The 9,493-nt window shown below is 40.8% G+C and carries 9 protein-coding genes and 2 pseudogenes; 9 read left to right on the top strand and 2 right to left on the bottom strand.

Annotated features, from left to right (window positions below; translation table 11 throughout):
• Genes ACF8EG_RS14425 through ACF8EG_RS14440 form a run of 4 tightly spaced genes read left to right on the top strand, consistent with a single transcriptional unit; the run spans position 1 to position 2,561 of the window.
• Positions 1-1,377, top strand: a complete 1,377-nt coding sequence (locus ACF8EG_RS14425; protein WP_258517538.1) for a DEAD/DEAH box helicase — start codon at positions 1-3, stop codon at positions 1,375-1,377.
• A gap of 45 nt (positions 1,378-1,422) precedes the next feature.
• The gene (locus tag ACF8EG_RS14430; RefSeq protein ID WP_130243487.1) at positions 1,423-1,728 is read left to right on the top strand and encodes a hypothetical protein; all 306 of its coding nucleotides are present in this window, start codon (positions 1,423-1,425) and stop codon (positions 1,726-1,728) included.
• A gap of 19 nt (positions 1,729-1,747) precedes the next feature.
• Entirely contained in the window at positions 1,748-2,239 is a 492-nt protein-coding gene (locus tag ACF8EG_RS14435) for a hypothetical protein (protein WP_258517539.1), read from the top strand.
• 16 nt (positions 2,240-2,255) lie between these two features.
• Positions 2,256-2,561 (top strand): hypothetical protein, encoded by a 306-nt coding sequence (locus ACF8EG_RS14440; protein ID WP_050923106.1) that lies wholly within the window; start codon positions 2,256-2,258, stop codon positions 2,559-2,561.
• A gap of 63 nt (positions 2,562-2,624) precedes the next feature.
• On the opposite strand, the pseudogene ACF8EG_RS14445 reads toward ACF8EG_RS14440, so the two are convergent.
• A pseudogene (locus ACF8EG_RS14445) lies at positions 2,625-2,891 on the bottom strand (cyclic-phosphate processing receiver domain-containing protein).
• Positions 2,892-3,038: 147 nt separating this feature from the next.
• On the opposite strand from ACF8EG_RS14445, the gene ACF8EG_RS14450 reads away from it, so the two are divergent.
• A complete protein-coding gene (locus ACF8EG_RS14450; RefSeq protein WP_323210840.1) occupies positions 3,039-3,335 on the top strand; it encodes a hypothetical protein in 297 nt (98 codons plus the stop codon).
• 58 nt (positions 3,336-3,393) lie between these two features.
• Here the strand turns inward: ACF8EG_RS14450 and ACF8EG_RS14455 are convergent, their stop codons facing one another.
• Positions 3,394-6,420: a Tn3 family transposase gene (locus tag ACF8EG_RS14455; RefSeq protein ID WP_101904836.1), complete on the bottom strand. Its 3,027-nt coding sequence runs from the start codon at positions 6,418-6,420 to the stop codon at positions 3,394-3,396.
• 192 nt (positions 6,421-6,612) lie between these two features.
• On the opposite strand from ACF8EG_RS14455, the gene ACF8EG_RS14460 reads away from it, so the two are divergent.
• The 4 genes and pseudogenes from ACF8EG_RS14460 to ACF8EG_RS14475 form a co-directional block, all read left to right on the top strand.
• The gene (locus tag ACF8EG_RS14460) at positions 6,613-7,254 is read left to right on the top strand and encodes a recombinase family protein (RefSeq protein ID WP_101904835.1); all 642 of its coding nucleotides are present in this window, start codon (positions 6,613-6,615) and stop codon (positions 7,252-7,254) included.
• A 23-nt stretch (positions 7,255-7,277) separates the two neighbouring features.
• Positions 7,278-7,475 (top strand): hypothetical protein, encoded by a 198-nt coding sequence (locus tag ACF8EG_RS14465; RefSeq protein WP_241906698.1) that lies wholly within the window; start codon positions 7,278-7,280, stop codon positions 7,473-7,475.
• A gap of 691 nt (positions 7,476-8,166) precedes the next feature.
• On the top strand, positions 8,167-9,165 hold the full coding sequence (locus ACF8EG_RS14470; protein WP_323210836.1) for an outer membrane beta-barrel protein: 999 nt from the start codon (positions 8,167-8,169) through the stop codon (positions 9,163-9,165).
• 11 nt (positions 9,166-9,176) lie between these two features.
• Positions 9,177-9,493 (top strand): annotated as a pseudogene (locus ACF8EG_RS14475) (hypothetical protein); the annotation flags it as partial.

Below are 9,493 nucleotides of genomic sequence, written 5' to 3' on the forward strand. Positions count from 1 at the left end.
ATGTTAAGGAAATGGCAAGCAGAATGTGTTGCTCTGGCGTTGGAAAAGTACGAATCCGGTTCTAACCATTTCTTCTGTCAGGCAACACCTGGAGCCGGTAAAAGCATCATGTCAGCTACACTGGCTAAGACACTACTCGATAAAGGCATGATCGATCTCATTCTTTGCTTTTCACCTTCAGTCGCTGTAGCTGATGGCATGAGGGCTACGTTCTCGATAACCATAAATTGTCCATTTAACGGCAGTCTAGGCTCAATTGGTCAGTCGCTTACTTATCAGTCAATTCAGTATTTAGGCGACGACTTTTGGCGGACCATTGAAAAATATCGGCTGCTTGTCGTATTTGATGAAATACATCACTGTTCTGGCGATGAGCCAGACAGAGCCAACATTTGGGGACAACAGATATTAGCGCGTATACAAGGTGTTGCCACCTATACTTTGGCTCTTTCAGGAACTCCTTGGCGCTCAGATAAATTTCCGATTGTTTTAGCTGAATATAGTGATCCGGAAGGCAAGCTTTTTTGTGATTACCAGTATGGATTAGCTGAAGCTATAGCTGACAAAGTTTGCCGTAAGCCGAAATTAGTTTTGGTTGATAATGAACATTTAACGATTTCAGAAGGTTCGGAGAAAAAATCATTTGCTTCTATTCTTGAACTCCTTAAGCAATCAAAGACGTCTTATCAGGATGTTATTCATAATACTCAAGCAATGGAGTATATCCTCGGCTTGGGATGTCAGAAACTTAGTGAAATCCGGAAAGAGTCTTTTAATGCCGGTGGTCTCGTTGTTTCGTCATCGGTGAAGCATGCAAAACAAGTACAAAAAATATTGACCGAAAAATTTGGCCAGTCAGCCACATTAGTAACCTACCATCATGATGATCCACAATCTGAAATTAAGGCCTATCAAACAGGAACGACCCAATGGATTGTGAGTGTCGGCATGATAAGCGAAGGTACCGATATTCCCCGATTACAAGTGTGTTGTCATATCAGCGCTGTAAAAACAGAACTTTACTTTAGACAAGTACTTGGTCGGATATTACGAGTCAACGAAAGTCCAAATCAACAAGCCTGGCTTTATACGTTTGCCGAGCAGAATTTAATTGAATACGCGGAACGTATAGAGCATGACATTCCTGAAACATGTCTCTTTGCCAAAATCGTTAAAGATGAGTATGTCACACATCTACAAGCAACAAATCAAAGCGGTGAAGTTGAATCTGAACCTACAAAAACTATCAAGAGTTACAGCCAGTTAGAGTGGGGAACTCACTCCAAACAGTCCAATTCAGGTCGGGGCTTTGATGACATTTATGATGAAATCTGGTTAGGACAATTTCGTGAGCGTGTAGTCTCAGCATTTTTATAATCAGAGACGATGTTTCATCAAGCAATAGACTTTTAAGGAGTTGATATGTTCTATATCGGTGTTAGCTATTATTACGCGACGGGTGAAGGTGTCACAATTTATGTTGCTAGCGGTAGCGAAGAATTCATTCGGGAGTCGATTCCTGAGTATTTTCATCGGGGGCTCACTATTTTGACCCCTTCAGGGTGGCTAAAAGCTGCTGCTGGAGATTGTGAGGATGAATATCACCAATCGGATGCGGAAGAGCTTAAAACCTATTTACCAGTATTATGGAAGCAAATTGAGCAAAGAGCATTAGAAAGAGGATGTCATGTGGACTTTTTCATGAAGCACCATTTTAACTATGCCTGATGTGAATTAGAGGATCTTTATGAAGATTTTATATTTCGACGTGCTTAGTTTGTTCTATTCGGATGAATATTTTCACCGTAATGCAAGTGTACATGCCAAGTATAAAGAATGGTTTAATACTAGAACAAAGACCCTTTTAGAAATGGTGGAACCGGATTTTCAAGCTATCGGCAATCTAAGAGATGCAACGTTAGAAGCGGGGCTACTACTTTACCCGTTGGGGACTTTTTACAATCGTTCATACCTTATTGAACATGGTGTGTTTACTGGCGATGAATTAGCCCCTGAGACAGAATTGCCCTTCAGAACGCATATGGACGACAACAATTCAGTCCGTAAGATGTTAGCCCATGCTCACAGTCTGAACGCCCAATGGTACGTCTGTGGTGATGTCGGCTCTGAGGAGCTATTGCAACATTATCCGGATCGTTACTTACGTTCAGAGTCTGGAAAGGGCGTTACTAATGAACTGATTTCTAAAATACGCGCCTTAAAATCAGCGGATTATTAATTAACTTACTGGGGTAATGCCGGTGCTTCTGAAAAAGAGACGAACTGTAGACGAGATAGCGGCTTCAATCAGAAGCAGAAACCACATTGATGATTTCCCTTCTGCTGAAAGACTGAAACTTTATGAACAGTGGAAGTTAGGAATGGCCTCAAGAATACTTGATGGCATATTTTTGTATCAAGAAAAGCGAACAAAGATTGAACTATACGAACTTGAGCAAGCGATTTCTTATGGATACAAGAGGCAATTGATATTGTTTTCGCTAAAGGTAGCAGCTATTTTCGCTGCAACCGCTGCTGTATATGTAATTCAACTTGTGTGATAAATAGAGTATGTTTTGCCATTTTTCTATTAGTTCAAGCTAACATACTTAAACGTTTGATATTCACGATACCGAACTCCATTTTCTGCCTTGCAGATGAGTTAGCACTGTGAACCTAGATTTAGGTGGTTGAAAACCTTGAGTTGCAACCGCCTCTTCAATCCACAAAACTACATCATAGCCTGTGCTGTGTTCATCATCACCAAGATCATGATCAAGGCTGATTTCAGTTACCGTCCCTTACTTGAGTAATGTAATGGCTTCTTCAGGCCAGTAAACTCTGAGCCATCCATCCGGAGTTGGTCGTTCGTCATCTAGGTAAACTTTCATGACTTGCCTTTTTGTATTGTGAAAATATCAGTACAGCCTGTTTTTCGAACTGATACAGATAATATCAAAATCATCCTATCAAAATGATTGTACCTATCAGTTGCATGCCTTAATATATCCACTAAGTTGCAATTATCAAGGTATGGAATGGGATCTCAGAGAAATAAAGCTTTAGAGGATTTAAGCTACGCGCAAAAAGAGCGCTTGGCTTTTATAGACTTTTGCTTGCAGTACTTTGGTGATATTGCAAGAACAGACCTGATCCAGCACTTTAAAACAGGACTGGCGTCTTGTTCGCGTGACTTTACTCTCTATCGTGAGTTAATGCCGGATAATCTGGTCCTCAAGCATGAAGATAAGCGTTACTACCGCACAGAACAATTTCAGCCACTTTTTGAGCATAATAGGGGTTTTGCGCCCATTTCAGCGAAAAGTCCAATGTGAGCCTACAGCCCTTTATTTATAAGGGCTGGCAGGGATCGCTTACTCTCTAATATCCTTCTTAAGCCACCAGTTCGACCATGCTATCCTCTCTCCAAGGTTCTAAGTTCTCAAGCAGTTTCTCTAGAACGATATTGTCTTTCTGAATACCAAAGGTGTAATTACCGGCAAGTTGGATATGACGCCATGCGACTGGAGATAAACCCGCTATCAGATTCACCACTTCCTGATTACCTTCTTGCTCAAACTTTTCAATCAGATTGGATAGCAAGGCTGAGTTATAATAAATGATGCAGTTAGCAATAATTCTCGCACAATCATTCCACTGATCTATCTGATAATCATTGCCTCCACGGAATTGATTTCCATTGATTGACGCAATAGCTCGACGTAGTTGGTGGTAGGCTTCGCCACGGTTCAAAGCTTGCTGAACAAACTGTCGCAGGACCTTATCGTCAACATAATCGAGTATATAGTGGCACTTAATGATTCGGTCATACTCTCTAAGTGCGGCTAATGTTCGACTGTTCTGTTTGCCGTTCGACAGCTTGGTAATGATTGTACTTTGTGTCGTTGTCTTACGACTTAATGAGCAAATGATCCTTTGAATATTTTCCCACTCACGTTTGATTAGTGAGGTGTTAAACGGTCGGCGCAGCTTTAATGATACGGCCTCTCCATGCTCTATTTCGAACAAATCATGGAAGACATATTTAAACTTGGCGTATCGTGGAGCGAATTGGTAACCAAATAAGTCAAGGATCGCAAAGTTGACATTATTGACCCCATGAGTATCGGTTGCTAACGCTTTAGGCTGAATATCGCTGCTATTGTTATAGAGCAAATCAAAAGCATGATGTCCTTCATACTCGTTAGCTGAAATGATCTTGGTGTTGACAGGGACATGGTTTGACACCAACGTAAGGGCTGATACTCCTTTGCCTTTACGAAAGTATTTTGCTGAAAATCGAGCCTTGAATGTATTGATGCGGCAGGCATGCTTTTGACCATCAATACTACCAAAAGGGGTGGACTCGTTGATCGTGTAATGTTTAAAGATCGGAAGTTTTGCCAGAGCATCCGAGATCACATCATTGGCATCGCTTGTCGTCTCCGGCCGAATGTATCCATCATTTACGGCTCTCAGAACACCAATGGCTCGATCAGATATCGATGACATATGATGCAATCCATAATTAGAGCCATTGCCAAAGATACAAGCGAGTAAGTCTTCTTCTCTTGCCTTACTTCCTAGCTTCTTAGTTCCGATACTTTTGAAGGCATCTAAGTAACCGGTTCTCTGATTAACGTAATCCATGATTTCGATAATACCCATATGTTGAAGTTGGTTGTAAATCGGGTTATCAAGATCGTCTTTCCAACGCTTATTAGCCAACTTCCAAGTGAGCTGATTGGTGCGAGGTTGATGGATAACAAAATCATTGGCTCCATCATTGATATTGTGGCTGACTTGAGCCATTTTGTGACGCACGGATTTTGTTAATGTCGCAAGGGTTTGCTCGATAGGAGCAATCAACTTATCTAACCCTGTATTGGCAACAAGATTTTCATTCTTTTTCCATTCAGTTATAGGGATAAGATCATCTTCGAGACGTTTGTTTTTCGCACTTTCGTTGACAAATATATGGTTGCTATCAAGCATTCGAGAGACTTTCTGGTACAAGTAATATTCAAAACGTCGATAGTTAACACCTTCCTTATCAACGATATAGTCTTTGTCCTGCTTAAGAAGTAACCTTTGGTCGGCAGTACAAAGGTGCTTTTCTTTTTGAAGCTCTGATTTTGCTATTTGTAATTGCGTAGAAAGTAATGTCTGACCGGGTTCACATTCAATATCTATCGCTAGAAAAAGGGGCCTAATCGAGTTTGAAATCTTTCTATATTGGCTGTCAATGTGTTGCCATTCGTATTGTCGCTTATCAAAATTTTCCTTATTTAAGTGCTGACTAATGAGCTGGATTTCATCTTTGGAGAGCTTTTCAAAGGCATTTTGCCGAATATCACCAAATTGAGTCTGGTCACTGACGGAGTCATCGACAAAGAGTCCAAGGAGGTGACCGGCGTGGGTCAACTTGTCTCTAACCACTTCAAGCTCATCTGCAATCCGTTGTTTAGCGGCGGCAGAGGCGGATTCCCTTTGTTTTCTGGTCACATACTGAAACGCGGTGACTAACTTATCATTCGTTTCTTGATAACGGAAAAACAAGTAACACACGATATATAGCATCCCTTGCCATTCAGGAAAACGACGGATCTTATACAGGGATTGGTGCCGAATAATGGACGCGTAGTACGTTAAGTTCCCTTGCGATAGCCCGAGTTCATTGATGAGCCCCTTTATCTCTTGATACACACTTTTTATTGTACTGTGTGTTTCAATTTCACGCATAAGTTCCGATGGGGTGAAGTCTTTCGCTGAGCCTTTCTGCGCTGAAAGTTGATTCAAGCGCCCTTTGGTATGCAGTATTTTTTTAAGTTGCATACGAGTGGTATCTGACATGGAACTTGAGAGAATAGACTCTGTCCTCTGCCTCTCACTGGCTAGGACGGACGTGATCATGGTTTGTAATGTTGAATAACCAGCTAAGGCAATGCGTTTTTGGCCAAAGAAGGCTAAGCATTCATCAAAAATATACTTGGGATAAGTACAGATCGTTGCCACATCTTGTAGGCGTTCTAACAACGATTTCTCATCCACCTTAGAGAGTCGAGTAAAACCAAGGATTTCGTACATCTTCAATATCAATGTTGCTCGAGTACTTTTGGCAATAAGTGGGTATTTGGGCTTTCTGTTTGGAAAGTAAGTTGCATAAAGATAATCGACATCTTGTTTGACATCTCGCAATCTGAACTTCGGTACGACTGGCTTAGCTCGGAAGTACCCAATAAGAAGTAGTAAATAGATTCGAGTTTCAACTTTACCCAAGGTTGATAGCACCTTCTCTATACGGGGATCTACCGAAAAGTACTCTTCCCGCTCACTTTGATTAAAGACAGGACGTGAATACAGCTCATGGATCTCTTGATCTGTCAGAATTTGAATTCGGCTTGGCTTAACAGTTTGCATCGTTCTCCTTTTTCTTTATCAGCCCAAGTGAAAGGTCATCATACTAGAGGTAAGATTGTACAATCGATGTTTTATGTGAAATTTAAGTATACCCTATAGTCATAGAATAAAAGTGGCAGTTTTTATATATTTGTCATAACCTATATGGCACACCATATTAGATCATAACTTAAATGTCACCTAGGACAGATTATGTACATCTTTGGCTATCTTAGAGCATCAACAAGCGACCAAAATGCAAAACGAGCACAGAGCACCTTACAGAAGTTTGTACAGGAAAAAGGTTTTCGTATAGCTGGATGGTATATTGAGAATGAATCGGGAGCTTCATTACAAAGACCTGAATTACTCCGATTACTTGATGATGCTGCAATTGGTGATGCAATCATCATAGAGCAAATTGATCGTCTTTCTCGTCTTGATGAAGAAAGCTGGTTCACATTGAAAGAAATGCTGCACAAGAAAGAACTCAAAGTGATTAGCCTGGATTTGCCAACCAGTCATATTGCCTTCTGTCCTCAAATCACCGATGAATTTACTGGATCGATGATTAAAGCGATAAATAGCATGATGATGGATATGCTAGCTGCTATCGCAAGAAAAGATTACCAAGATCGCCGCCGCCGTCAGGCTGAAGGAATAAAGAAAGCCAAAGAGGAAGGTAAATACAGAGGACGGCAAGCAGACTCAGATCTACACGAAAAAATCTATCAGCTACGAGTTATCAACAAGCTGAGTATTAGTGATACCGCCAAACTCACCAATGTATCGGCTCGTACAGTAATTCGAGTAGCTAAAAAGTTGGCAAGTGAGCGTTCTGTGGCAGTAATTTAACCATTTCATACGGAGAGACCAACATGGCTGTAACTGTATTAGGTATAGGCCTGGTAAAAAATGGGGTTGCACTCAATGAAGCTATTCACAAAGGTAATATTGTCCTTTGTAAACCCAAAATAAGTCGCGCTAAACTATTGGAAACCTTAGCATACAAACCACCGTGTTTAATTGGAAGTTGTAGCAGCGCTTATTTTTGGGTTCGAACCTTGAAAAAGTAGGATATGAAGTTCGACTTATTGCACCAACGTCTGTCTCTCCTTATCGATTATCAGGCCGAACAAAAATGATGCAATTCACGCTCAAAGGATTTGTGAAGCGGTTTAACGCCCTCATATAAAATCAAACACCTAGCGTAGCTCGCAAGTAGGACGTTCGCTTATACTGCGATATGGGTATAATAAGCCCCATAGTGTATATGGTTAACTGGTAGCGATGATATACCACAAGGTCCTAAATTGTTGATAATAATGAAAATTGCAACCTCATAACTTTCAGCGCCGATTAATGCAAGGTAGACAAGCGCATGGCTCAATGTTGCACGAGATCGAGTTCGGAAAGTGAACTTGAATAATTCTAGTGTTCTGATAGCAAAGCAAATGCATCAAAACCAGTTATTATCTGTGGACTCTATTTTGTGAGTCTATTTCGATTTTTTGCGCTACCTTCTATCGATATTTATCTCTCTGAGACTGGCTATTTGGTTTTCATTTTTTGGATTTTGGATAAGATGAGAGTGGTTCTTTGTAGGCAATAAAGTATAAACAAAGCCGACCTGTTGATTTAAGCAAATATACAAGTAATATTTGCTTAAATTTGCTTAAAATGATACTATCTATCTATCTATCTATCTATCTATCTATCTATCTATCTATCTATCTATCTATCTATCTATCTATCTATCTGAAAATTATGGAAAAAACAATATTACTTATTAGTTTGTTCAGTACTCCAGTACTGGCTGCGACGGAATCCCCTCAGATTTTTGTTGGCGTAAAGGGTGGGTACCAATGGGCTCTAGACGACAATTACAATCATTCAAATCCAGAGGGCACAATTTTAGGTCTCTATGGCGGGTTACAGTTTACGCCCTCTTGGAGTTGGGATTTAGGCTATCAATATCACGATGAACTAAAGGCGGACACTACATCAGTTAATGTTAAAACTTGGTTGATTGAAAGTGCTCTTCGTTACGATTGGTACCTACGAGATAACCTAAGTTTATACGGTCGGCTTGGTGCTGCTTATTGGGACATGGAAAAAACGCAACTGTCTTCAAGTAAGAGCGATGCGACAGGTTTTTCTCCTCTCGGTGAGGTAGGGATTAACTATCACTTTAACCCTAACGTCCGATTATCAACGGGCTACCAATACATTGACAGTATTGGTAAGTCAAATACGGGTAAGTATGATAGCCATGGATTGTTGGTCAGTCTAACCTATACGTTTGGCAGTACAACACAACCAGCGTTAGTCGAAGCAGCGCCAACGTCTATTATCGAAGATACTCCCGTTAAAGAGACAGCCACTGTAAAAGTACCTCCTCAAATACAGGAATTTTCACCAAAAACTACAGATGGATTGTTTGGTTTTGATTCAGTCGAACTTAGCCAAGAGTTTATTGACCAATTAACAGAGACCTCTTCAGTATTAAATTCTTACCCACAAGCTCATGCCAAAGTTGTTGGACACACTGACTCAACAGGCTCAGCACTCTATAACCAACACCTTTCTGAGCATCGTGCTCAAGCGGTCGTCAATAAACTGATTGAATTGGGTGCCACACCGACGCAACTTGAGTGGAGAGGTGAAGGTGGGTCTCAACCTGTTGCTGATAACAATACTGCAGAAGGACGAGCTAAAAATCGCCGAGTTGAAATCACCATTCCTAGCTTCCAGTATCAAAAATAGGTTGTATTACTATGAATAAATATTTTAAATCACTATTTGCAATAGTAATTTTTCCACTATTAATGCTATTAACCGGTTGTAATTCAGAAGGTGCCTTCTCTGAATCAACAGTAAAATTAGAACGTATAGATATCACCGCTTCACTGATAACAACTCGAGGTGTTGGGGGAGTGACGCTTGCGGTAGGTAACAAGCAGCCCTTTGAAGCGGTTGGTCACTACTCTGATGGTTCATCTCGCACATTGACGGATTTAACCGTGAGTGATTGGCACACAAGCAACTCTGATGCAGGACGCTTTGATGTTCCAGGCGTATTTACCGCGACTAA

It is taken from the genome of Vibrio sp. YQ_11, assembly GCF_043103065.1.
In the GTDB taxonomy this organism is placed as follows: Bacteria; Pseudomonadota; Gammaproteobacteria; order Enterobacterales; family Vibrionaceae; genus Vibrio; species Vibrio parahaemolyticus.

Excerpts from the sequence above, each read along its gene's own strand:
- ACF8EG_RS14425 (WP_258517538.1), top strand. The coding sequence starts at position 1 with ATGTTAAGGAAATGGCAAGCAGAATGTGTTGCTCTGGCGTTGGAAAAG.
- ACF8EG_RS14430 (WP_130243487.1), top strand. The coding sequence starts at position 1,423 with ATGTTCTATATCGGTGTTAGCTATTATTACGCGACGGGTGAAGGTGTC.
- ACF8EG_RS14435 (WP_258517539.1), top strand. The coding sequence starts at position 1,748 with ATGAAGATTTTATATTTCGACGTGCTTAGTTTGTTCTATTCGGATGAA.
- ACF8EG_RS14440 (WP_050923106.1), top strand. The coding sequence starts at position 2,256 with ATGCCGGTGCTTCTGAAAAAGAGACGAACTGTAGACGAGATAGCGGCT.
- ACF8EG_RS14450 (WP_323210840.1), top strand. The coding sequence starts at position 3,039 with ATGGGATCTCAGAGAAATAAAGCTTTAGAGGATTTAAGCTACGCGCAA.
- ACF8EG_RS14455 (WP_101904836.1), bottom strand. The coding sequence starts at position 6,420 with ATGCAAACTGTTAAGCCAAGCCGAATTCAAATTCTGACAGATCAAGAG.
- ACF8EG_RS14460 (WP_101904835.1), top strand. The coding sequence starts at position 6,613 with ATGTACATCTTTGGCTATCTTAGAGCATCAACAAGCGACCAAAATGCA.
- ACF8EG_RS14465 (WP_241906698.1), top strand. The coding sequence starts at position 7,278 with ATGGCTGTAACTGTATTAGGTATAGGCCTGGTAAAAAATGGGGTTGCA.
- ACF8EG_RS14470 (WP_323210836.1), top strand. The coding sequence starts at position 8,167 with ATGGAAAAAACAATATTACTTATTAGTTTGTTCAGTACTCCAGTACTG.